Below are 25,439 nucleotides of genomic sequence, written 5' to 3'. Positions count from 1 at the left end.
TGGGTGGCTCAATGTGCCGCGGGCGCGGCGGGTGACGGGAAAACAAGCGGCGCGCGCGGGTCGGCACTGGCGGCGTCGAGCAGCGCGCGCCACGCCTCGAACGCGCGATCCACGGTGGCCGCGTCGAACAGCGCGCTCGCGTAGACCCATTCGACTTCGTATCCGCCGTCCACGGCTTCGACAAAAAGCGCCATGTCGAACTTCGATTGCGTGGCGGGCGCGCGCAGCAATTCGATCGCGAGGCCCGGCACGCGCGTGCTCCGGCGCGGCAGATCGCGCTGCACGAACAGCGCCTGCACGAGCGGATTGGCGTCGCGGCGGCGCTTGATCGCGAGCGCGTCCACGATGCGGTCGAACGGCAGCGCGCGATGCTCGAGCGCCTGCCACGCCAACTCCCCGGCCGCGTCGAGCCAGGCGTCGAAGCTCGCGGTATTCGTGCCTTCGACGACGCGCGAACGCAGCGGCACCACGTTGACGAAAAAGCCGATCAGCGTTTCGAGTTCGGCGCGCTCGCGGCCGTCGACGTCGGTGCCGATCACGATGTCGTCCGCCCCCGTATGGCGATGCAGGAACCACTGGAAGCTCGCGAGCAGCACGGCGAACGGCGTCATGCCATGCGCCCGCGCCAGCGCGCGCACGCGCGCGCCGAGCGCCGTGTCGATCAGGAAATGACGCGCCGCGCCCGCATGCGAAGCCTGCGCCGGACGCGCGCGGTCGGCGGGCAGCGCGAGAAACCGCGGCGCGCCCGCGAGATAGTCGCGCCAGAATTGCTGCGCCTCGCGCAACGCGGCCGGCGCGAAACGCGCGCGCTGCCAGCGCGCGTAATCGGCGTATTGCAGGGGCAGCGGCGCGAGCGCGGGCGGCGTGCCGTCACGGCGCGCGCGGTAGCCCTCGCACAGCTCGTCGAGCAGGATGTGAACCGAAGCCCCATCGGCCACGATGTGATGCAGCGAGACGATCAGCACATGATGCTGCGCTTCGAAGCGCAGCAACGCCGCGCGAACCAACGGCGCGCGGGAAAGATCGAAGGGCGTGCGCGCGGCCTCGTCCAACGCCTGCGCGACGGCGTGCGCGCGCGCGGCGGCGTGGCTTGCGGCGCCGGTCGCGCAGCGACGCGCAAGCGGTTCGATCATGGGCATCGGCACTTCGCAATGCGCCTCGATCGCGAGTCGCGGATCGCCGTCGTCGTCGCTGCCGAACGCGCAACGCAGCACTTCGTGGCGCTCGATCACGGCCGCAAGACTGCGGTGCAGCAGCGCGGCGTCGAGCGGCCCGCGCAGGTCGAGCCCCGCCGCCATGTTGTAGGAAGCGAGCGCACGGTCCGCGAGTTGATCGACGACCCAGATACGCTGCTGCATCAACGAAAGCGGCAAGTCCGCGCGCCGCGCCGAGGCTTCGAGCGGCACCTCGGCCAGCGCGCCCGGCACCGCGCGCAATGCGTCGATTCGCGCGGCGAGCGCGGCCAGCGTCGGCGCGGCGAAAATCTCGCGCAGCGGCAGATCGACCGACCACGCCGACCGCACGCGCGAAGCGAGCCGCATGGCCGCGAGCGAATGGCCGCCCAGCGCGAAGAAGTTGTCGTCGCGCGAGATCGGCGGCGGCGCAGGAATCGGCGAAAGCGGGCCGCCGTTCGCGTCGGCGGGCAGGTCGAGCAGCGAAGCCCAGCAGCGCGCGAGCGCGAGTTCCGTTTCGCCTTGCGGCGCCGCGCGCGCGAGGTCTTTCGCGACACCGGACGCGGCGCCGCGCGCGAGTTCCGCCAGCGCCTGACGATCGAGCTTGCCGTTGCGATTGAGCGGCAGCGCCTCGATCACGCACCACGCCGAAGGCACCATGTAGTCGGGCAACGCGGCGCCCAGCGCGCGCTTGAGCGCGGCTACGTCCAGCGCCGCGCCCGGCCGCGGCACGACGAACGCCACCAGCCGCGCGCCGGCCCCGGCCATCACGGCCGCCTCGCGCACGCCGTCGAGCGACTTCAGCCGCGCCGCGACCTCGCCCGGCTCCACGCGGTAGCCGCGAATCTTCACTTGATCGTCGATACGGCCGAGATATTCGAGCGTGCCGTCGGCGAGACGGCGCGCGCGGTCGCCGCTGCGATAAAGCCGCGCGCCCGCCGCGAACGGATGCGGCACGAAGCGCTCCGCCGTGAGCGCGGGCCGGTTCAGATAACCGCGCGCCACGCCCGCGCCGCCCAGATACAGCTCGCCCGTTTCGCCGACGCCCACGAGGTTCAATTGCGCGTCGAGCAGCCAGGTTTCGCAATTGTCGAGCGGCACGCCAAGCGGCACGGTCGCCGCCGCGCGGCTCGCCTCGCTTGCGCGCTGCGTGAGAATGCCGACGGTCGTTTCGGTCGGGCCGTAGTGATTCATCACGCGGCAGCCCGGCCGCAGCGCCGCAATGGCGTCGAGCAGCGCCCATGGCGTGGCCTCGCCGCCGAGCACGAGCGTGTGCGCGGGCAACGCGTCGGCGGCGCGTTGCGCTTGCAGCAGCGCATGCAGATGGCCCGGCACGATCTTGAGCACGTCGATACGCGCGCTCGCGAGCGTGTGCGCGAAGCGGTCGGCGTCGAGCGTGGTGTCGCGGTCGATCAGGTGCAGCGCGCCGCCGCAAGCCAGCGCGCCGAACAGCACCGTATGCCCGAGATCGGCGCCGACGGTCGACACCATCGCGAAGCGCGCGTGCGGCGGCGGCTCGATGCGCGCGAGCACGGCATCGACATAATTCGCGAGCGCGCCGTGCGAAACCACGACGCCCTTGGGCGTGCCGCTCGATCCCGAGGTATAGATCACGTACGCGGCGCTTTGCGGATCGACGTCGATTGGCGTTCGATGTCGTGCTTCGCGTTGTGCTTCGCGTTGTGCTTCGCATTGCGCGCCGTCGATGCTCGCGTGCTGCAAACCGTCGAGATCGAGCGCAGCGAAATCGCCCTCGCGCAACACGAAACGCGCGCCGCAATCGCGCAGCGTTTGCGCGAGACGTTGCGGCGGATTGGCCGCATCGAGCGCGACGTATGCGCCGCCCGCCTCGAGCACGCCCAGCATCGCCACGACGAAACGCGCCGAGCGATGCGCGACGATCGCCACCGGCTCGCCCGCGCGCAGCCCGCGCCCGAGCAGCCATTGCGCGACGCGTTGCGCGCGCGTGTCGAGTTCCGCGTAACTCATGCGCTGCGCGCCGTCGACCACGGCGGGCGCGTCGGGCCGGGCCGCCGCGTGACGCGCGATGCGCCGGTGTATCGCCTCGCCCGCGCCGGTGCGCCGCCCCACGCTCGCGGCCATCACGCGCGCGCGTTCCGGCGCGCCGAGCAGATCGAAGCCGGCGAGCGTCGCGACCTTGCCGCTGCCGCCTTCGTCGCCGCTTTTATCGCCGCTTCTATCGCCGCTTTCGCCCCCATTTCTGCTGCGGCTTTCGTCGATGGTTGCATCGCCCAGCGCGGCGGCGAACGCCTGCACGGCGCGCAGATACTGCGCGGCCATGCGTTCGACGCTCGCCGCCTCGAAGCGGGCGCGCGCGTAGGTGAAATAGCCGCGCATCGTGCCGTCGCGGCTTTCGCGCACGTCGAGCGCGAGCGGCACTTTCACATGCGCTTCGGCGATTTCGTAGCGCGACGCGCGCGCGCCGGGCCAACGCTCGAGCGCCGGGAAATCGTCGCTCAAATAATTGAAGCTCGTGTCGAACAGCGGCCCGCGCTGCGCGTCGCGCGTGGGCCGCACCTGTTCGACCAGCACGTCGAACGGCAGCGCCTGATTCGCCTGCGCGTCCAGCGTGCGGCGGCGCAGTTGCGCGAACAGGCTCGCGAGCGGCATGGCCGCGTCGCAGTCGCTGTGCAGCACGACGGTGTTGACGAAAAACCCGATCACGTCGTGCGTTTCGGGCCGCGCGCGGTTTGCCACGGGCACGCCGGTGCGGATCGCGTTTTGCCCCGTCACGCGATAAAGCCACGCGTGATACGCGGCGAGCAGCACGACAAAAGGCGTCGCGCGGTGACGGCTTGCCGCCGCGCGCACGGCGTGCGCAAGCGGCGCGGGCAGCGTGAACGCGAAGCGCGCGGCGTCGCGCGCTTGCGCGTCGTTGCCGGCGGCGCGGTCGAACGGCAACGCGAGCGGCGCCACGTCGGCGGCGAGCGCCGCGCGCCAGTACGCGAGTTCGCGCGCGGCGGCCTCGCCCGCGAGCCAGCGCCGCTGCCACACCGCGTAATCGGCGTAAGTCAGGCGCGGCGCGGCCCGGTGCGTCTGCGTGCCCGCGAGCGCGGCGCGATACCCGTCCACGAGTTCTTCGACGAGCAATTGCATCGACCAGCCGTCGGTCGCGATGTGATGAAGCGCGAGCATCAGCAGATGGCTTTCGTCGCTCACGCGCACGAGCCCGGCGCGCAGCAGCGGGCCGCGCAGCAGGTCGAACGGTTGCGCGGCGAAGCGTTGCGCGCAACGCCGGAGCGCTTCCTCGTCGTCGATATCGCCTGAATCATCTGAATCGCCCGCATCGCCTGAATCGCCCGCATCGCCTGAATCGCGCCAGGCGCGTAAGTCGAACGTTTCCCAGGCGAGCGGCGCGTCGTCCGTTACGCGCGGCGCGTACAGTTGCGCCTCGTCATCCGTTTCGACGAAATGCGTGCGCAGCGCCGCGTGCCGTTCGCGCAAGCGCGCGAGACTCTCGCGCAACGCGGCGGCGTCGAGCGCGCCGTCGAGCCGAATGCCCGCCGCCACGTGATACGCGCGGCTCTCGGGATCGAGCCGCCATGCAAACAACTGGCGCTGTTGCGCGTGAGAAATCGCCGTTTCCTGCGTGTGCTCGATGGGCGCGTCCTCTTCGCGCGCGTTGTCGTGTTGCGGCGTGGCTTGATCGAGCGCCGCCGCCATCGCGGCCAGCGTCGGCGTTTCGAAAATCTGCGCGACTTCCACGCGGCGGCCCAGCCGTTCGGCGATCAGCGCGACGAGCCGCGCCGCGCTCAGCGAACTGCCGCCGCTCGCGAAAAAGTGCGACTCGGGCGCAAGCGCCGCGCGTGCGCCGAGCACTTCGCGCCAGAGCGCGGCCAACTCGCTTTCGCGCGCGTCGAGCGGCGCGCTCGCGCGCACCGTGTCCGCTTCGCCGCCGATCACGAACGCGCCCTGCTCCCACAGCGCAAAAAGATCGAGCGTGCGTTCGCGCCAGCCTTCGCGTGTGGCCGCGCGCTGAAGCTTGCCGCTGGAGGTTTTCGGCAGCGCGCCCGGATTGAGCAGCGCGATGGCGGCGGGCGCTTCGCCGCACGCGTCGAACGCGCAACGGCGCACTTGCTCGACGATCTGTGCGGCCGTGTAGCGCTTCTTCATGCGCGGCGCGACTTCGAGCGCGACGCCCAGCGCTTCCGCGCCGCCGGGTTGCGCGCCGAAGGCGATCACGCGGCCCTTGCGCGCGAATTCGCAATGCATTTCCACGGCTTGCTCGACATCTTGCGGATACAGATTGCGGCCGCGCACGATCACGAGATCCTTCAGGCGGCCCGCGATGTAAAGCTGCCCGTCATATACGAAACCGAGGTCGCCGGTGCGCAGCCAGCGGCGCTGTTGGTCGTGGTCGATCTGGCTTGACGCGGCTTGGCCTGCTTGCTCGCGATTTGCTTTGTCGCGCCCGGCTTCGTCGAAATGCGCGTTGCCGTAATGCGCAGCGCTGGAGTTTGCTTTGCCGATGGCCGCTTCGCCGTGATTGATTTCTTCGTGATTGGCTTGTTCGCGATTGGCTTCCTCATGATTCGCTTGTTCGTGATTCACTTCGCCGCGATTTGCTTGTTCGTGATTTGCTTCTTCGCGATCGGCTTCTTCGCGATCCGCTTCGCCGCCGCGCGCTGCCTCGCAAAACGTTCGCGCGCTCGCTGCCGCGTTGCGCCAATAGCCGTGCGCAACGCTCGGGCCGCTGACGTAAATTTCGCCGACACGGCCCGCTTCGAGCGCTTCGCCGCCGCTCGATACGACGGCCACGCAATGCGCGTCCTGCACCGCGCCGCAGCCCACCAGCACCGTGGCCGCCTCGTCCGCGCGCGCCGCCGCCGCGCGCCCCGCCGCCAACGCGGCGCTGCCGAACGCATGCGAGACGAGGCCCGCGCCGCGCGCGCCGCCCGTGACGAACAGCGTCGCCTCCGCGAGCCCATAGCACGGATAGAGCGCGGCGGCGTCGAAACCGGCGGGCGCGAAGCGCGCGACGAAGGCATCGAGCGTGTCGCGGCGCACCGGCTCCGAGCCCGAGAACGCGAGCCGCCAGCACGAGAGATCGAGCTTCGCGAGCGCGTCGTCGTTGATGCGCTCGCTGCACAGCCGATACGCGAAATCGGGCGCGCCCGAGATGGTGCCGCGATGCCGCGCGATGGCGTCGAGCCAGCGCAACGGCCGCTCCAGAAAGTATTGCGGCGACATCAGCACGAGCGGAATGCCGCTGAACACCGGCTGAAGCAAACTGCCGATCAAGCCCATGTCGTGATAGAGCGGCAGCCAGCTCACGAACACGTCGTCGGCGCGCACGCCCAGGCCCGCTTGAATGGCGATCTCGTTGGCGAGCAGGTTGCCGTGGCTCACCATCACGCCCTTGGGCGCGCCCGTCGAGCCGGACGTGTATTGCAGGAACGCGATGTCGCCGGCGCGCACGGGATGGAGCGCGAGGCCGCCGCTCGCCTCGCGCGCCGCGGCATCGACGAGCGAATCCACCGCCACGACCGCGGCGTCGGGCGCGAGCGTGCCGTAGTCGTCGGCGTAACGCTCGCGCAGCGCGGCGGTCGTGAGCACGTAGCGCACGCCCGCGTCGCGCGCGATGCCGCGCAGGCGCGCGAGATGCTGCTCGCGCCGCGATTCCGGCGGATAGACCGGCACGGCCACCACGCCCGCGTAAAGACAGCCGAAAAACGCGCTCACGTAATCGACGCCGCTCTCCATCAGAATCAACGCGCGCTCGCCTGCCGCGCCCTCGCGCGCGAAATGCGCGGCCAGCGCGCTCGCGCGGCGGTCCAGTTGCGCATAGCCGTAACGCGTGTCGCCTTGCGCGTCGACCGCGATCAGCGCCGTGGCGTCCGGCCGCGCTCGCGCGAGCAAGCGCAAGCGCGCCGCGAGGCCGCGTGTCGATATGGCGTCGGCATGATCGCTGACGTTGTCGCTGACGTTATTGCCAACGTTATCGCCGGAGTTATCGCTGGCGTTATCGCTGAAGTTATCGCCGAAGTTATCGCCGAAGTTATCGCCGAAGTTATCGCCGGAGTTATCGCCGGAGTTATCGCCGACGTAATTACCTGCGCGATCGATGCGTTGCGTGGCGTTCATCGCGTTGCCTCCCGCCACGTTGCCTGCGCGATGCTCGCGGCCAGTTCGCGCGCGAGCGCATCGAACAAGTCGCGATGCCGCACGATGCCCCGATGATCGGCGTCGATCGAACCGGCCTGCGTCACGCGGCCCGCCACGCGCGCCTGCCACGCCGCCGTTTCGCCGGCAATGCGCCGTGGCCGCCCGTTCGCCTGCCAAAGCGTGAGATCGACGCGCGCGCGCGCATCGACATCGGCATCGACATCGGCGCGCACGATATGGCCCAGATGCCGCTGGAACAGCAGCACCTTGCCGAGCAGCGCGCGCGTCGCGGCGTCGTCCAGACCGCCGGGCAGCGCCCAATCGCGCCGCGTGCCGTCGAGCAGCGCGCGCAGTTCGGCGTCGCTCGCGCGGTATGCCCGCATGGTCTCCACGCTGATGAACGCGTCGTCGGGCGCGGCGTCGCTCGCGCGCGGCACGTGCGCGTCGATCAAGCCGACGAACGCCACCTGCGCGCCGTCCGCCGTGAGCGCGCGCGCCACTTCCGTCGCAAGCAAGCCGCCCACCGACCAGCCGATCAGCCGATACGGCCCGCGCGGCTGCACGCGGCGGATGCGCGCCGCGTAATCGGCGGCGAGTTGCGCAAGCGTGCCGGGCCACCACGACTCGGTGTAGAACGGCGCCTGCACGCCGTAGACGCTCGCCACGCCGCCAAGCGCCTGCGCCAGCGGCCGGTAATCGGCAACGAGGCCGGAAGCCGCGTGCAGCGCGAACACGCGCGGCAGATCGCGGCGCGGCGAAAGCGCGACGATGTTCGATACGCGCGCTTCTTCTTGCGCTTCTTGCGCTTCTTGCGCTTTGTGCGCTTCTTGCGCCTCCTGCGCTCCATCCGCTTCGTGCGTTACCCGCATTCCGTCCGCTTCATCGTTTTCGTCGTGCGGGAGCGACGCGATATGCGCCGCCAGCGCGCGCACCGTCGCATGCTGGAACAGCGCTTCGAGCGTGAGGCCCGGCAAGCCCTGCTCGCGCGCGCGCGCCAGCACCTTGAGCGCAAGCAGCGAATGACCGCCCGCCGCGAAAAAGTCGTCGGTAACGCCGAACGCGCCTTGCGGCAGCACGTCCCGCCAGATTTGCAGCAAGCGCGCTTCCAGCGGCGTGCGGGGCGCCTCGCTCGCGCCGCCATCCGCGCGATCGGCGTTCGCTTGCGGCGCGGTCAGCGCGGAGCGGTCGAGCTTGCCGTTGGGCATCAGCGGCAAGCGCTCCAGACGCATCAACGCGGCGGGCACCATGTACGCGGGCAAGCGGCTTTCCAGCACGCGGCGCACGGCGCTTTCCCGCGCATCGCCGACGAAATAGCCCACCAGCCGCTTCGCATCGCCTTCGCCGTGCAGCGCGGCGGCGCTCGCCGTCACGCCCGCCGCCTCGCGCAACACCGCTTCGATCTCGCCCAGTTCGATACGGAAACCGCGCAGCTTCACCTGCTGATCGAGACGGCCGAGAAAGTCGATACTGCCGTCGGCGCGGCGGCGGCACAGGTCGCCGCTGCGATAGAGCCGCGCGCCGGGCCGCCGCGGATCGGGCAGGAAGCTCGCCGCCGTCAAGCCCGGCTGGCCGAGATAACCGCGCGCGAGCGTGAGCCCGCCGATGCACAGTTCGCCGAGCGCGCCCGCCGGCAGTTCGTTGCCGTCGCGGTCCATCACGTAGACGCAGCGCGACGCATACGGCTCGCCGATCGACACGATGGTCTGCGCGCCGTCCTCGGCGCGCGTTTCGCGGTACATGCACGCCACCGTGGTTTCGGTCGGGCCGTAGAGGTTGTCGAGGCGGATATGCGCGAGCGGCCCCGCGCGCCATTGGACAAGCGCGTCGCCGGGCAGGCCCTCGCCGCCCACCGTGATCTGGCGCAGCGCGGCCAGATCCTCGCGCGGCGGCGGCGTGCGCAGCCATTGCTGCCAGTACGCCGTGGGAATGCGCGCGAAGCTCACGCGGCCTTCCTTCAAATGACGGCTCGTGTCGGCCACGTCCCAGAGCCGCGGGCCGCGCATTTCCACCTGGCCGCCTTGCATGAGCGCCGGCAGCATCTCGTGCAGCGCGACGTCGAAGTTGATCGTCGACGATTGCAGTTGCGTGTCGCGTTCGTCGATGCCGTACACCGCGATGAAGTCGTCGAGATGGCGGCTCAGCGCGTCGTGGCTCACGGCCACGCCTTTCGGGCGTCCGGCGGAACCCGAGGTGTAGATCACGTAGGCGAGCTGGTCGGGGTGAATCGCGGCGTCGGCCTCGTCCATGGATTCGTCGTCCGCAGGCAATTTCAGCTTGGCGACGTCGATGGCGTCGCGGCCGTCGAACAAGGCGCCGCAGGCGTCGAGCGTCGCGCGATCGGCAAGCACGCAGGCAAGCTGCGCCTCGTCGATCATCGTGCGCAAACGTTCGGCGGGATACGCGGGATCGAGCGGCACGAACGCCGCGCCCGAGCGCAGCACGCCGACGAGCGCCGCCACGAGCCCGACCGAGCGCGTCATGCACACGCCGACACGCCGTTCCGCGCCCACGCCGCGCGCCTGCAACGCCCGTGCGACGCGTGCCGACCACGCCGCGAGATCGCCGTAGCCGAGGCGCTCGCCTTCGCAGTGCAGCGCGGTGGCCTGCGGCTGCATGCGTGCGCGCGCGGCGATGCGCGCGCCCACCGGCACGAACGGATGCGCGTGCAACGCGGCGGCGGCGCGCGGCGCGGCGGAAGTAGTTGAAGCGGCAGAAGCGGCGGAATTAGCCGTATCGGCCGTATCGGCCGTATCGGCCGTATCGGCCGTATCGGCCGTATCAGCCGTATCAGCCGTATCAAAAGAATCAGCCGAAGCGGCGGCCAGGTGCAGCGCGGCAAGCGGCGTGCGCTCGTCGGCCACGAGTTGTTCGAGCAGCCCCACATAGCCGCCCAGCAGCCGCGAGGCCGTGGACGCCTCGAACACGTCGCGCGCGTAGGTGAACGAAAGCGCGGTGCCTTGCGCCGTTTCGCGCGCGGTCAGCACGAGGTCGAAGCGCGCGGTGCCGGTGGACGTTTCGACGGCCGACGCGCGCAATCCCGGCAAGCTCAGCCCTTCGCCGTGCGGGCCGTGGTCGTAGTTGAACATCACGCTGAACAGCGGCGTATGCGTGAGGCTGCGGTCCGGGCTCAGCGCCTCCACCACGCGCGCGAACGGCACGCGTTGATGCGCCTGCGCCTCCACGAGACGCTCGCTCACGTGGCGCACGAGCGCGCGCACGTCGGCGAGACCGGCCAGTTCGCTGCGCACGACCAGCGTGTTGACGAAGAAGCCGATCATGCGCTGCGTCTCGAGCCGGTCGCGGCCCGTCGCGGGCACGCCCACGCGAATGTCGCGCTGGCCGCTGTAACGCGCGAGCAGCATGCAGAAAGCCGCCAGCAGCACGGCCGCGCTCGTGGTGTCGTGGCGGCGAGCCAGCGCGCGCACGGCTTCGCCGACCGCCTTCGCGAGCGTCGCGCCGACGCGCCCGCCCGCCTGGCTGCGCGTCGCGCCCGGCCGCCGGTCGAACGGCAATTCGAGCGCAACGGACTCGCCCGCGAGGCGCGTGCGCCAGAAAGCGAGATCGGCTTCGGCGCGCGCGCTTTGCGATTCGGCGCGCTGCCACAAGGCGTAATCGGCATATTGGAGCGGCAACGGCGCGAGATCGCGCGCGACGCCTTCGCTGACCGCATCGCTTGCCGCATCGCTGACCGCGCGGCTCGCCGCACCGCCGTCCGCACCGCCGTCCGCATCGCTTGCCGCATCGTTGAACGCATCGTTGACCGCATCCTTTGCCGCATCGCTGGCCGCGCCGCTTGCCGCATCGGTGGCCGCATCGTTGACCGCATCGCCGTCCGCGCCGCTTGCCGCATCGTTGAACGCATCGTTGACCGCATCCTTTGCCGCATCGTTGACCGCGCCGCTGGCCGCATCGGTGGCCGCATCGGTGGCCGCATCGCTTGCCGCATCGCCGTCCGCATCGCTCGCCGCTTGTCCCGCGACGTGCGCCGCATACGCGCGCGAAAACTCCGCCAGCACGAGTTGATTCGACCACGCGTCGGAGACGAGATGATGCGTGACGACATGCAATACGTGATCGCGTTCGCCAAGGCGGATCAGCGTCACGCGCAGCAGCGGCCCGGCGGCCAGATCGAAAGGCGCGCGCGACACCGCCTGAAGCGTGTCGGCCACGCGTTGCCTTTGCTGCGCGCGCGGCACGTCCTCGAAGTCGAGCACGGAAAGCTCGGGCGCGCGCGCGTCGAAACGCTGCATCGGCTCGCCGTCGGTTTCCACGAAGCGCGTGCGCAGGCTTTCATGACGCGCCACCAGCGCCGCGAGCGCGCCCTGCACCGCCGCGCGATCGAGCGCGCCTTCCAGACGCACCGCGCCCGGCAAGTTGTACGCCGCGCTGTGCGGGTGCAAACGCGCGAAGAACCACAAGCGCGCCTGCGCGGGCGAAAGCGGCACCGCTTCCATGCCCGCCGGGCGCGCGGGAATGGCCGATTCCGCCGGCAACGCGCCCGCTGCATCGGAGGCACCGGCGGCACCAGCGGCACCGGCGGCATCGGCGGCACCGGCGGAAAGCAGCCCGCTCAGCTCGCGCGCGAGATCGGCGAGGACGGGCGCGGCAAACACCAGCCGCACCGGCACTTCGACGCGCCACGCGTCGCGCAACGCGGCGGTCATGCGCAGCGCGAGCAAGGACTGGCCGCCGAGCGCGAAGAAGTGATCGCGACGGCCCACGCGCTCCACGCCAAGCAGCGTTTGCCACACGTGCGCGAGCTTCGTTTCGATCTCGCCGCGCGGCGGCTCCCAGGCGTTCGCGGCGTCGGCGGGCGCGGGCAGCGCATGCCGGTCGACCTTGCCGTTGGTGTTGAGCGGCAACCGTTCAAGCACGATCACGGCGGCGGGGACCATGTATTCGGGCAGCGCGCGCGCAAGCCGCTCGCGCAGCGCACCGGCGAATGCGGCGGCGCCGGTTGCGCGGCCCGCGTGCGGCGCGACATAGGCGACCAGTTGCGCACCTTGCTGCGCCGCGCCGGAACGCTCGCGCGCGATCACGATCGCCTCGCGCACGTCTTCATGCGCGAGCAGGTGCGCCTCGATCTCGCCCGGCTCGATGCGAAAGCCGCGAATCTTCACCTGATGATCGGCGCGGCCCAGATAGTCGAGGCGGCCGTCGCCGCGCCAACGCGCGAGGTCGCCGGTGCGATACAGGCGCGCGCCGTCCGCCTCGAACGGATTCGGCACGAAACACGCCGCGCTCAGGCCGCCGCGACCGAGATAACCGCGCGCGAGCCCCACGCCGCCGATATAGAGTTCGCCCGCCACGTTCGCGGGCGCGAGGTCGAGGTTCGCGTCGAGCACGTAAAGCTGCGTGCCCGCGATGGGCGCGCCGATCGCGGGCGCCTCGTCCGTCACGCGCCCTGCCGCCGACCAGATCGTGGTTTCGGTCGGCCCGTAGAGATTCCACAGTTCCGCACCCGGCGCGGCGTCGCGCAAGTCGCGCGCGAGATCGGCCTGCAAGGCTTCGCCGCCGCACAGCATCTTGAAGCGTTGCGGCGCGTGCGCGGGCCAGCCGCCCGCGCGCAGCAGGCGCCAGCCCGCGGGCGTCGATTGCAGCGCGGTCGCGCCCGAGCTTTCGACGAGCCGCGCGAGCGCCGCGCCGTCGCGCACCGTGTCGCGCGGCGCGATCACCACGCGCGCGCCCAGCGTGAGCGGCAAATAGAGTTCGAGCGCGGCGATATCGAACGAGAGCGAGGTGACGGCCACGAGCACGTCGTCGGCCGCGAGACCGGGCGCCTCGCGCATCGAGAGCAGGAAATGGCCGAGCGCGCGGTGCGTGACCATCACGCCCTTGGGCGTGCCCGTCGACCCGGAGGTGTAGATCACGTAGGCGAGCTGCTCGCCCGCCACCTCCACGGGCGGACGATGCGCGGGCTCGCCGGCCAGATCCGCGCGGTCGAGTTCGAGGCGCTCGAACGCCGCCGCGCCGCGAGCGCCGGCATCGACATCGTCGAGATGGCTTTCGGTGATGAGCACGCGCACGCCGCTGTCCGCGGCCATGAACGCGCGCCGCGCCGCCGGCATCGACGGATCGAGCGGCACGTACGCGCCGCCCGCCTTGAGCACCGCGAGCAGCGCGGCAACCATGTCGGTCGAGCGCTCCACGCACACGCCCACTTTCGTTTCCGCCGCCACGCCGAGCTTGACGAGCCGGTGTGCGAGCCGGTTTGCGCGCGCGTCGAGTTCGGCATAGGTGAGCGTGGCCGCGCCGCATTGAAGCGCCACGGCGTGCGGCGTGGCCGCCGCCTGGCGCTCGATCAGGCGATGCGCGGGCGCGGGCTGCGCGAAGCGCCGCGCGTTGCGGCCGAGCGCGAGCAGGCGCGCGCGTTCGGCCGTGCCGAGCAACGCGGGATGACGCGCCGCGCCGTCGCGCGCGACCTGTTGCAGCGCGCCGATATAGCTGTCGAAAATGCGTTCGGCGGTCGCGCGATCGAAGATATCGGTCGCGTACGTGAGCGCGAGCTTGATGCCTTGCGGCCGCGCCGCAACGTCGAGCGCGAGATCGACCTGCGCCGCCGCCGCGTTGCCCGCCAGCGTGCGCACGTCCAGGCCCGGCAGCGCGAACGGCGCGCCGGGCGCGGCGCCGCCTTCGCCGCTTTCTTTCTCGTCGACGTAATTGAACATCGCCTGGAACAGCGGCGTGTGCGCCACGCTGCGCTGCGGTTGCAAACGCTCCACGAGCGTCGCGAACGGCACGTCGGCGTGCGCATGCGCGCCCATCATGCGCTCGCGCACCTCGTCGAGCAGCGCGCTGAACGGCGCATGGCGCGGCGTGTTCATGCGGATCACGAGCGTGTTCACGAAGAAGCCGATCAGCGCCTCGGTTTCGAGCCGCTCGCGCCCCGCGACAGGCACGCCGACGCGCACGTCCTGCTGGCCGCCATAGCCTTGCAGCAGCGAGCCGAACGCCGCCAGCAGCGTCATGAAGCGCGTCGCGCCCTGCTCGCGCGCACGCGCGTCGAGTGCTTGCGCGAGCGCGGGGTCCAACGTGCGGCGCAGCGTGGCGCCTTCGTTGCGGCGCGCGCCCTGGCGCGTGCGGTCGGCGGGCAGCGCGAGCACCGGTTGCGCGCCGTCGGCGCCGCCGGCGAGTTCGCGCGTCCAGTAAGCAAGCTGTTCGTCGATGCGGGCCGCGCCGCGCGCGCGCTGCCAGATCGCGTAATCGCCGTATTGCACCGGCAGCGGCTCGAAGCGCGGCGCGAGCCCGCGCAGCGCCGCCGCATAGCCTTGCGCGAATTCGCGCAGCAGCGTGGCCTGCGACCACGCGTCGGAGACGATGTGCGGCATCGCGAAGTGCAGCACGGTTTCGTCGGCGCGCGGCGAAGGCGCGAGCAGCGTCACGCGCAGCAACGGGCCGCGTTCGAGATCGAACGGCAGGCGCGTGAGCGCTTTCAGGCGCGCTTCGAGATCGTCGGCATGCGCGAGCCGTTCTTCGCGCCAATCGTAGCTGCCCGCCGCATCGACACGTTGCCACGGCCGCCCTTCGCGTTCCTCGAAGCGCGTGCGCAGCGTTTCGTGGCGCGCCACCAGCGCGTCGAGCGCGCGCCGCACCGCGTCGCGGTCGAGCCCGCCCGTCAGCGCCACCGCGCCGGAGATCGTGTAGGCCGCGCTCGCGGGATCGAGCTTCCAGAGGAACCAGAGACGCTCCTGACCTTCGGTGAGCGGAACCGGCGCGTCGGGCGCGCGCGGCACGATGGCGTCGGGGTCGCGCGAAGCGGCTGCGTCGGCGTCGAGTTCGGCCGCCAGATCGGCCAGCACGGGGTTGAGAAAGAGCGTGCGCAGCGACACCGCGCGGCCGAGCGCCTCGCGCAGACGCGACGCCACGCGCATCAGCAGCAGCGAATGGCCGCCGACGTCGAAGAAGTTATCGGTCACGCCCAGGTCGTCGCGGCCCAGCACGGTTTGCCAGATGGCCAGCAGCGCGGTTTCGGTCGCGTTGCGCGGCGCGGCGCGGCGGCGCGCGGCGTCCTGGCCCGGCTCGGGCAGCGCCGCGCGGTCGAGCTTGCCGTTGTGCATCGTCGGCAAACGGTCGAGCCACACCAGCGCCGAAGGCACCATGTAGCCCGGCAGGCGGCTTTGCAGCAGGCGGCGCACGGCCGTGTCGTCGGCCTCGCCGACCACGTAGCCCACGAGCCGCTTCGCGTCGCCCTCGCCGCGCAAGGCGGCCGCCGCCGCTTCCACGCCCGGCGCTTCGCGCAGCACCGCCTCGATTTCGCCGAGTTCGATGCGATGGCCGCGCAGCTTCACTTGCTGATCGAGACGGCCGAGAAAGTCGATGCTGCCGTCGAGCCGCTTGCGGCACAAATCGCCGGTGCGATAGAGGCGGCTGCCGGGCGCGCCGTGCGGGTCGGGCACAAAGCGCTCGGCCGTGAGCGCCGCGCGGCCCAGATAACCGCGCGCGAGCGTGAAGCCGCCGATGCACAGTTCGCCGAGCGCGCCCACGGGCGCGTCGTTGCCATCGGCGTCGCACACGCGCGCGCTGCGCGACGGATAGGTCGCGCCGATCGAGACGACGGCTTGCGCCTCGTCCTGCGCACGCGTTTCGCGGTACATGCACGCGATGGTGGTTTCGGTCGGGCCGTAGAGATTGTCGAGGCGAATATGGCCGAGCGGACCGTTGCGCCACTGCCGCAGCGCGTCGCCGGGCAAGCCCTCGCCGCCCACGGTGATCTGGCGCAGCGCCGCCAGCGCGGCCGCGGGCGGCGGCTCGCGCAGCCACTGCTGCCAGTACGCCGTGGGAATGCGCGCGAACGTCACCTGCTGTTCGATCAAATGGCGGCTCGTGGTTTCGGGGTCCCAAAGCTGCGCGCCGCGCATTTCGATCTGGCCGCCCATCAGGAGCGCCGGCAGCATTTCGTGCAGCGCGACGTCGAAATTGATCGTCGACGATTGCAGTTGCTTGTCGTGCGCGCCGATCGAATAGGTGCCGATGAAATCGTCGAGATGGCGCGCGAGCGTGCCGTGCGTGATCGCCACGCCTTTCGGACGGCCCGTCGACCCCGAGGTGTAAATCACGTACGCGAGTTGTTCGGGATGAATGTTTGCTTCGGCATCCTGATCGTTTGCGCCGCCTTCGCCGTGCGCGAGCGAGGCGATGTCGAGCGTCGCGCGTCCTCGCAGCAGCGCGCCAAGACGCGCCGCGCCGGTGGAATCGGCAAGCACGCAGCCGATCCCGGCGTCGTCGAGCATGGCGGCGAGGCGTTCGAGCGGGTACGCGGGATCGAGCGGCACGAACGCCGCGCCCGACTTGAGCGTGCCGAGCACGCCCGCCACCAGCGCCGCCGAACGCTCCACGCACAAACCGACGCGTTGATCGGCGGTCACGCCGTGTGCGCGCAAACGCGCGGCGATGCGCGTGCTCCAGCGCGCGAGTTCGCCGTAATTCAAGCGCTCGCCTTCGCAATGCACCGCGTTCGCCCGCGGCTGCGCGGCGGCGCGGCGGTCGAAGCGCGCGCCGACCGGCACGAACTTCGCGGCCTCGGGCGCGGCTTGCATCGGCGTGTTCAGCGCTGCGTCCGGCGCTGCATCCGTCAGCACGAGGTGCGCGAGCGGCTGCTCCGCGTTGCCGCTCACTTGCGCGAGAATCTGCGCGAGGTGCCCGAGCATCTGCTCGACGATGGCGGGTTCGAACCGGTCGGCGGCGTAGTTGAACGCGAGGCGCAAGCCTTCGTCGCGCTCGACGGTGTTGAGCACGAGATCGAAGCGCGCGGTGGGCAGCTCGCGGCTCACCTCGCTGATGCGCAGGCCCGCAACCTCGAACGCCACGCGCTGCGCGCGCGTGTGGTTGAACATCACCTGAAAGAGCGGCGTCTGGCCCGCGTTGCGTTCGGGCTGCAATGCCTCGACGAGTTGCGCGAACGGCAGGCTGTCGTGCCGATGCGCGTCGAGCACGGTTTCGTGCAGCCGCGCCAACAGCGCCGCAAAGCTCGGCATGCCCGCGAGATCCGCACGAATCACGAGCGTGTTGACGAAGAAGCCGATGAGCGGCTCCGTTTCCAGCCGATCGCGGCCCGAAACCGGCATGCCGATACGCAAGTCCTTTTGGCCCGTATAGCGCGCGAGCAGCACGGCGTAGGCGGCAAGTAGCAGCGTCGGCAGCGTGGTGCGATGCGCGGCGGCGAGCGACTTGAGCGCGCGCGTGGCGCCGCCGCCCAGATCGAGGCTCGCGCGCGCGCCCGGCACGTTGCGAATGCCGCCGCGCGCCACGGTGACGGGAAGATCGAGCGCGGCGGGCGCGTCGCCGAGTTGCGCGGTCCAGTAGCGCAAGTCGGCTTCGCGCTCGCCGTCGTCGGCCCACTCCTGCTGCCATGCGGCGAAGTCGCCGTACTGCACCGCCAGCGGCGCGGCGGAAAGCGCGCGGTTCGCGCTCGAGCCGCCACTCAGTTCCCGGTACGCCGACACGAATTCGTCGAGCAGCAGTTTCACCGAAGCATGATCCGCGACGATGTGATGAAGCGCGACGTGCAGCACATGCGCATCGCGCCGCGCGCTCTCGCACAACAGCGCAATACGCAGCAGCGGGCCGCGCGCGAGGTCGAACGGCGCGAGCGCCAGCGCTTGCAGGCGCGCGTCGAGCGTGGGCTGGCCGCCGTCGTCGCGGTCCGCTTCGAGGTCGATTTCCGTCCACGCATAGTTCACGCCGCCGACGACCTGCGCAACCTGGCCGTCGCTTTCCTCGAAGCGCGTGCGCAACGCTTCATGACGCGCGACCACGTGATCGAGCGCCGCGCGCAGGCGGTCGACGTCCAGCGTGCCTTCAAGACGCAGCGCGCCCGCGATGTTGTAGCCGGCATCGGCGGGATTCAGTTGCCAGAGGAACCACAGGCGCTCCTGTGCCGGCGCAAGCGCGAAGCGCTGCGTGCGGTTCGCGAGCGGCACGATGGGCAGCGCCTTGCCGTTCAGGCCGCGCTCGCGCAAACGCGCGCGAAACGTCGCGCGCTTTTCGGCGGGCAGGCTCGCGTAGTTGCGTGCGATGGCCGCGAGATCGGCCGGCGCGGACGAAGGCGGGACAGGCGCCACGGCGGCGGGCGGCGCTTCGGCGGCGTGGCCGGCGTGCCGCGAAGCCAACGGACGCACCGCCGCCTCGCGCGCCTTGCGCTTGAGGAACGGGCAAACGTCGGCGGCGCGCACGTTGTGATCGTCGAGAAAATATTGCTTCCATTCGAGGTTGCCCGGATCGCCGTAAAAGCCGAGGTCCGGGTGCGCGGGCGTTTCGTCCCACGTTTCGAGCCGCTTGCGCACCTGGTTGCGCGCCTCGCGGCCGATCACCTTGTTGGTGATGGTGTCGACGAACACGCTGCGCGGCTGGAACAGCAGCACCATGCCGGGCCCGAGGTTGCGGCTGTGGCGCAGCGCGAACGACGGGCACGCGCACACCACGAACATCTGCACGCCCGCGAACGAAAACTCCCACGACTCGTCCGAAGGCTCGGGCTGCTGGTCGGCGGCGGGGTCGGGGTCGACGTTGTGCAACTGCTGCAACGCATGCCAGAAGAGATCGTGATACGCCTCGTGCGAGAGCGGCACGGCGTCCGGCTCGAAGAACACGGCAATGTTGTTCTTGCGATACTGCGGCAGCAAAGCCAGTTCCGCGAAGGTCTGCATGGTGGCGGGCAAATCGCCGATGTCCTTGCCGTTCACGAACGAATAGAACATCTCGCCGCGCCGCTCCGCCATCGTGCCGAAAAAGCATGGGTACGCCGGGTGCATCACCTGCTCGCGCAGCGTCGCGTACGAGGCGTCGAGCCACGCGGGCGGCCGCACGTCGGCGCCGCATGCGCGGCCCTTGATGATGCGGCTTTTCCAGTCGTCCGCCGTGAATACGGGCGCGTCTTTCAGCGCTTCCTGCTGGATCTGTTCGTCGTTCGGTTGCATCGTCTCTTTCCTCTCGTTCCGCACCCGGCCCGGTGCGCGTTGCAGCGCGGCGCCGCCGGCGCGGCTGCGCACGGCGAGCGCGCATACGACGCGCGCGAGGCCGGTCATAGGGGTTGTGTGGGGAGAATCCGCACCTTCTGGCGAGATGTCGGGAGATGCGAGCGCGGCGCGCTTGCGTGCAAACCGCGCCGCGTCGTCGCGCTTCGAATCGAACGCGCGCGCCGGCCGTTCAGGCGGCGGCGCGCGCGGCCTCGGGCGTGTCGAGTTCGAGCATGAACGCCTGCACCCAATCGTCGGGAATGATCGGCTGGTGATAGGTGCATTCGCCCGACGTCACCGTCGACCCGTGCAGGCGGCCATCGGGAATCAGCACCATGTCGCCTTCGAACATCTGCAACTGCATGCCGAGATTGCCCCAGAACAGCATCTCGCCTTCCTGGATCGTCACGAGCCGATGATCGTTGTGGACGTGCGTGGTCGAACACATTTCATGCGGCTCGACGAAGGTCTCGCGGTCGATGCCGGGGCATTCGGCGTCGATGCGCGCGCTGATGCGGCGCGCGAAGTCGCAGAAGCGCGGGATCGCCGAAAGCCACTTGAGCTGCTCGCCGAGGTCCCAACGCGCGCGTTCCGCGAGATGATCGCCTGCCACGAGTCCCTGCACGAATTGCGCGCGCGCGTTCGCGCCATACCGTTCGCCGACGGACTGCAAGGCGCGCCGCATACGCGCGTCGAGATCGGCGCGGCGGGCCTGGAGATCGCCGCCCGCGCGTTGCGGCGAACGCAAATGCGCGCACGCGCGCTCCAGCGCTCCGACGAACGCGAGCCACTCGGCCTCTGCCGCGAATGCCGCGCCCGCCAGCGCGAACGCGCGATCCGGGCGGCGCGCGAGCGCCAGCAGCAGGTTGGTTTTCGCCATGCTCGTGGGCAGATAAAACTGCCAGTACGCGTGCTGCTGACGCGTCACGCCCACATGCTGCGCCACGCGCCCGATTAATTCGTGATCCTGATCGTTTCCATCGGCGAAAGGCATTGCGTTGGCGGGCAATGCGTCGAAGCGGCCGCCCGCCGCCGCGCGCCCGAGCGCATGACGGCGGGAAGGCGCGAGCGCCCAGCGCTGGATCGCGATGAAACGCAGCCCTTCTTCGAGGTAATCGTTGCGCACGAGGCGCGCAAACGTTTCGCTCCAGAACACGCTTTCGTCGTCGGCGATGCGCGCAAGACGCTGCGCCAGGGCGTCGTCGCTTTCCTCGCCGCTCGCCTCGCCGCCGAGATACGAAAACGCATAGGCTTCGAGAAACGGCGCGAGTTGCGCGCCGAGCGTGCGCACGTCGTCGCGATAGAAGTCGCTGAAGCGCGCCCAGTCGGCCGCGCTCGCGCCGCGCGGCGGCCGCATGACGTCGAGTTCGTAGATGGAGAGCAGCGTGCGGTTCGAGGCCAGCGAAGGCAGGCGGCTCACGTTGTCGCTGCGCACGGGCTTCATGAACTTGAGGAACTCGAAATCTTCGGGGCGCAGCGGGCGGCGATGGAAGTCGTCGTCGAGCACGAGTTCGCCGACGCTCGCGCTGCGAAACGCCTGCGCCGCGGCGAATTGCTTGATGAGCGCGACATAGGCTTCGCTTTGCCCGGCGAACGCGCCGAAGTCGAAGAGAGCGGGATAACGCTGCGTCATGAACAAAGCTCCTTGTGCCGAGGTGCCGGCGAAATCGAATCAATCGGAATAAAGCGGGCCGCGCGCTCGACTCGCGGCAAGCGCGGCGCGCGGCGGCGCGGCGAACACCAGCGGCTCCAGCGCGGCGGCGATCTCGCGAATCAATCGCGCTCGCGCGGTTTCCACGAAGAAGTGGCCGCCTTCGAGCGTGCGTTGGCGAAATACTCCCGCCGTTTCGTGACACCACGCCGACAAGTTTTCATTTCGTTCGGATACCGAATCATTCGTGCCGCCGAAGGCCCAGACCGGGCAGCTCAGCGGCGGTTCACGACGGGTTTCGCGCGAGCGCGCGCGGCGCGCCTGAGTCGCGCAGAGATGAAAGTCGGCGCGCAGCGCGGGCAATGCGAGGTCGAGAAATTCGGCGTCGGCGAGCAGTTCTTCGGCTGTGCCGCCAAGGCGCCGCAACTCGGCCACCATTTCCGCCGTGCTGCAATCGAGCCAATGTGTCGGGCGCGCCTCGTCGAGTTCGCGCTCGCGCGGCGCGACACACGCGGCAACGCCGAGCCAAAGCGGCTCGCAGCCGTGCCGCTCGCGCAGCGCATGCGCCAGCTCCAGCGCGACCAGCGCACCCATGCTGTGACCGAACAACGCGCAAGGCCGCGTGCGCGGCGGCCCGTTGGCCTCGACGGCGTCAAGCAGCGCCTCGATCAAGCCAGGCCAGTCGCGGCACGCGGGCAAGGCCCGCAAGCGGCCATGGCCCGGCAAGTCGAGCGGCACGCAGTCGATCCACGGCCCCAGCGTCTCGCCCCAGCCGCGATAAGTTGCCGCATTGCCGCCCGCATAGGGCAGGCAGTACAGCGTGAGCGCCGCTCCGTCGTGCCTCGCCGACATGTCAGGCTTGCGCGCCTTGCGCCGCCATCGCCTCGCGCAGGCTTCGCGGGCGCATGTCGGTCCACACGGATTCGATATGCGCGAGGCATTCTTCCTTCGTGCCGCGCTTGCCCGCCGTGCGCCAGCCTTCGGGCAGCGCCTTGTACTCCGGCCAGATCGAATACTGCTCCTCGTGGTTCACCACCACGTCGAACACGGTGTTCTCGTCGCCCCAGCTCATTGCCGCTCTCCTTAGCTCGAATAGATGAATCCTTATCAACCAATGCAAACGTAAACGCTAATCATTCGCATTTCTTTTTTAACGTTAGTAGCTGCCTTTTGCCGTGTCAACCTGACTCGATGAAGAGGGTGTGCTTCGTCAGGAATGCGGCGATGAATTCCCGTGCGCAGTCAACGACTTGCCCTCGCCTGCGCGCCAAGGCTCGCGTGCGGCTGAAAGCGGATAAAAAACTGTTGGGGAAAGGGGCTTTATGGCGCGTGTCACGATCACCCGCTACCCTCGCGCGCACGACGCGTTTTGCATTCACCGCGGAATTGCAAAATGCATCATTCGGCAAGATTGACCGTCGGCGATCATTCGGCATCCGAATTAATTGCCGAATTTCCCGTTAATCGGCTGCGGCGTCGCTAACCGTTTATCGCCATGCCGACGACCACGCGACGCACGCCATCGCGCCCGGCAATTCGTCGAGCCAGTGAAACCGCAGCGCGTCGGCGTGCGCGCCGGGCACCGTCGCGGCGCCGCCGTCCTCGCGCGGGTCGATCGAGAAGGACTGCAAATCTTCGGCAATGCCGACACCCACGGCCTTGAGCACCGCTTCCTTCGCGGTCCAGATGCGCACGAACGCGCGAGCACGCGACGCGTCCGGCAAGCATGCCAGCGTCGCGCGCTCGGCTTGCGTGCAGGCGACGGCGCTGAGCGCGCACCAATCGGCGCCTTGCGTCAGCAGTTCGACGTCGATGCCGACCTCGCGCGCGGACGAGAGCGCGAGCAGCGCGTGCGCGCCGCTGTGCGAGACGTTGAACGCGAATGCGGGCGCACCGGCCGGCGCGGCCAGCACGGGGCGGCCGTGCGCGGAGGCGCCGAAGCGCAACGCGCGCGGCGGCGCACCGAGGCGCTCGGCCAGCAATTCGCGCAACGCGGCGCGCGCGAGCACGAAGCGCACGCGATCTTCGAGGCGCCGGAAGCGCTGCGCATGCTCGCGTTCGGCTTCGTCGAGATGACGCAGCGCCTCGCGGTCGAGCCCATGAGCCAGCGCGGGCGCGCAGTCGATGCGCCACACCGTGACGTCGTCGGGCCAACGCCCCGCAGGCTCGATCCGTTTTGCATCGCTCACGCCGAAATTCCCTTGCCGAATCCGCTGTCGGCGCACGCGTATGGCGCGCCGTCCCGTCGCGCAGTGTAGTTCAGAAACGGCCTCGCGCCGCACGACACGGCTCGTAGTGCCCACGCGCAGCTTTCATATCGTGCAACGCGCCTTCAGCGCATGGAAACGCCGCGCTTTTCGCGCGCGCGTGCAATTGCACATGGGAGAAGCGGCTTTTTCATCGTGAAAGATGCCGTGCAAGCCATTGAAATAACGGGAGATTTTGGAATCGACACGACGCTCGGGCGCGCGCCGGGTCCGCGTTAGACTGAAACCAATCGAGTTTTCTAATCGCTGGAGATAAAAAATGGACGTGTATATCGAGCCGTTGCCGAGAGGCCAGTGGGGACCCATCGACGGATACGCACTGGAATTCGCCGACGGCAGCAAATTCACCAACGACATCTTTCGCTCCGAAAGGCTCGCGATCAGCGAGATCCTCCTGCGCGGCTACAAGCCGCTGCTCGCGGACGTGCGCATAACGGACAAGCAAGCCGCCGCGCACTGGAAGCGGCCGTAGCGCCTGCGCGCATTCGCGTTTTTTCGACTCGCCGGCCGCCCATCGAGGCGGCCGGTTTCGTTGCGCCGCCGCCGCGCGCCGCTATACCGCCGCCGCGCCCTCACGCTGCGAACCCGGCGCCGGGCGCAGCAGCGGCTTCATGTAGCCCGCTTGCGGCGCGGCGAACCCATCCGTGGTCTCGCCGCTTTCCGCCGCGCGCCCGTCCTTCAGCACGAGCACGCGGTCGCCGGTGTGCTGCACCACGTCGAGGGAAAACCCGCTTCAGGCGCGTTACGAACGCACGACGCCCGCCGCCGCCAGCGGCACTTGCGCGCTCACGACCGTCGAACCCGGTTGCGACGCGATGGAGAGCGTGCCGCCCAGCGGTTCGAGCCGTTCGCGCATGTTGCGCAAGCCGAGCCCGGCGCGCGGGTCGGCGAGCATTCTGTCGACGGCGAAACCGCGCCCGTTGTCGGCGATCGTGAACGCGACCGCCGCCGGCGAAATGCGCAGCGTCAGCGCGCACTGCGTGGCCTGCGCGTGGCGCACGACGTTGGTCAGCCCTTCCTGCGCGATGCGGTAGAGCGCCGTCACCACGTCGTCGGGCAAGTCGGCGGCGGCGCGGTCGGCGTCCAGCGTGAAATGCAGGTTCTCGCTGGTTTCCTCGTTGAATTCGCGCGTGAGTTGTTCGAGCGCGGAAGGCAAGCCCAGGTCGTCGAGCAGCGCCGGACGCAGCGCGTGCGAGATGCGGCGCACTTCGCGCAGCGTGTCGCTCAGGCGGCCGAGGCTCGTGGTCAACGCGGCTTCGGCCTTGGGCTCGCGGCTTTCGCTGCGCTCGAAACGCGTGCTTGCCGATTCGAGCAGCAGCTTCACCGAAACCAGCATCTGGCCGATGCCGTCGTGCAGTTCGCGCGAGAGCCGCGCGCGTTCCGCTTCCTGCGACTGCACGACTTGCTGCGCGAGACGCTTGAGCTTGACGTCGGTGCTGCGGTATTCGCTCACGTTGAGCACCAGCGCGCACACGGCAATCACCGCCAGCGCCGCGAGCGCGATCGCGCCGATCCACAGCATGGTGTGCTGGATATTGGCGGCCGCGTCGCGATCGATATGATCGAGCGCCGTGCTCACGTCGTCGAGATAAATGCCGGTGCCGACCATCCAGCCCCAGCGCTGCAACGGCACGACATAGCCGAGCTTGGGCGCGAGCTTGCCCGTGGAGGGCCGCTGCCACAGATATTGCACGTAGCCGCCGCCGTGCCGCGCGGCGGTGATCAGGCGTTGAATGGTGAGCGAGCCTTGCGGATCGCGCAGCATCCACAGGTCCTGGCCGACGAGTTCCGGCTCGCGCGGGTGCATCAGCGAGCGGCCGTGCAGGTCGTACACGAAGAAATAGCCGTCCGGCCCGAAATCCATTTTTTCGAGCACGGCGAGCGCGCGCTGGCGCAACAGCGCGTCGTCGCGCGCGTTGTTCGCGCTGGCCTCGTAAAGCGGCTCGACCGCGCCCAGCGCCAGTTCCACGTAATGACGCAGCTCGAGTTCCTTGCTCGACAGGTAGGCCGCGCGCATGGTCGCGTCCTGCGCCTTGGCGAGCGTGGTAGCTTGATGCCGCACGCCAACCGCGATGCCGAGCATTGCGATCACGAACGGCACCAGCGCCAGCAGAAATATCTTGGCCTTGAGCTTCATTGATCCTGAACGACTGTAAGCGGGTCTACGTAATACTACGTAGCCAATCTACGTAATTGTGCGGTTGTGACGAACCGGGCGTTCGGGGATACTCGTCCGACTCGAAAGAGCCTGATTTTAAGGCGATTGTCG

9 protein-coding genes are annotated in these 25,439 nt (G+C 69.7%); 1 reads left to right on the top strand and 8 read right to left on the bottom strand.

Annotated features, from left to right (window positions below; all coding sequences use genetic code 11):
• Window positions 1–8 precede the first annotated feature (8 nt).
• The 6 genes from U5805_RS04000 to U5805_RS03975 all read right to left on the bottom strand — a co-directional run bounded on the left by U5805_RS04000 (window position 9) and on the right by U5805_RS03975 (window position 23,092).
• Window positions 9–7,277, bottom strand: coding sequence for a non-ribosomal peptide synthetase (locus tag U5805_RS04000; protein ID WP_322102142.1), 7,269 nt, complete (start codon window positions 7,275–7,277; stop codon window positions 9–11).
• The gene (locus U5805_RS03995) at window positions 7,274–19,213 is read right to left on the bottom strand and encodes a non-ribosomal peptide synthetase (protein WP_322102141.1); all 11,940 of its coding nucleotides are present in this window, start codon (window positions 19,211–19,213) and stop codon (window positions 7,274–7,276) included. Before U5805_RS03995 ends, U5805_RS04000 begins: the two co-directional genes overlap by 4 nt.
• A 229-nt stretch (window positions 19,214–19,442) precedes the next feature.
• Window positions 19,443–20,885 carry a peptide synthetase gene (locus U5805_RS03990; RefSeq protein WP_322102140.1) on the bottom strand — a complete coding sequence of 481 codons (1,443 nt, stop codon included), beginning with the start codon at window positions 20,883–20,885 and terminating at the stop codon, window positions 19,443–19,445.
• A 39-nt stretch (window positions 20,886–20,924) separates the two neighbouring features.
• Window positions 20,925–21,755 carry a thioesterase II family protein gene (locus U5805_RS03985; protein ID WP_322102139.1) on the bottom strand — a complete coding sequence of 277 codons (831 nt, stop codon included), beginning with the start codon at window positions 21,753–21,755 and terminating at the stop codon, window positions 20,925–20,927.
• Between the two features lies 1 nt (window position 21,756).
• Window positions 21,757–21,975 (bottom strand): MbtH family protein, encoded by a 219-nt coding sequence (locus tag U5805_RS03980; RefSeq protein ID WP_322102138.1) that lies wholly within the window; start codon window positions 21,973–21,975, stop codon window positions 21,757–21,759.
• 415 nt (window positions 21,976–22,390) lie between these two features.
• Window positions 22,391–23,092 (bottom strand): 4'-phosphopantetheinyl transferase family protein, encoded by a 702-nt coding sequence (locus U5805_RS03975; RefSeq protein ID WP_322102137.1) that lies wholly within the window; start codon window positions 23,090–23,092, stop codon window positions 22,391–22,393.
• 337 nt (window positions 23,093–23,429) lie between these two features.
• Between U5805_RS03975 and U5805_RS03970 the strand changes: the two genes are divergently transcribed.
• Window positions 23,430–23,642, top strand: coding sequence for a hypothetical protein (locus tag U5805_RS03970; protein ID WP_322102136.1), 213 nt, complete (start codon window positions 23,430–23,432; stop codon window positions 23,640–23,642).
• An 81-nt stretch (window positions 23,643–23,723) separates the two neighbouring features.
• On the opposite strand, the gene U5805_RS03965 is transcribed toward U5805_RS03970, so the two are convergent.
• Window positions 23,724–23,885, bottom strand: a complete 162-nt coding sequence (locus U5805_RS03965) for a hypothetical protein (RefSeq protein WP_322102135.1) — start codon at window positions 23,883–23,885, stop codon at window positions 23,724–23,726.
• Between the two features lie 27 nt (window positions 23,886–23,912).
• Window positions 23,913–25,307 (bottom strand): cache domain-containing protein, encoded by a 1,395-nt coding sequence (locus U5805_RS03960; protein WP_322102134.1) that lies wholly within the window; start codon window positions 25,305–25,307, stop codon window positions 23,913–23,915.
• Between the last annotated feature and the right edge of the window lie 132 nt (window positions 25,308–25,439).

The sequence above is a fragment of the Paraburkholderia sp. J41 genome (assembly GCF_905220235.1).
Taxonomy (GTDB): Bacteria; Pseudomonadota; Gammaproteobacteria; order Burkholderiales; family Burkholderiaceae; genus Paraburkholderia.
This window is presented reverse-complemented; position numbering and strand designations above follow the sequence as displayed.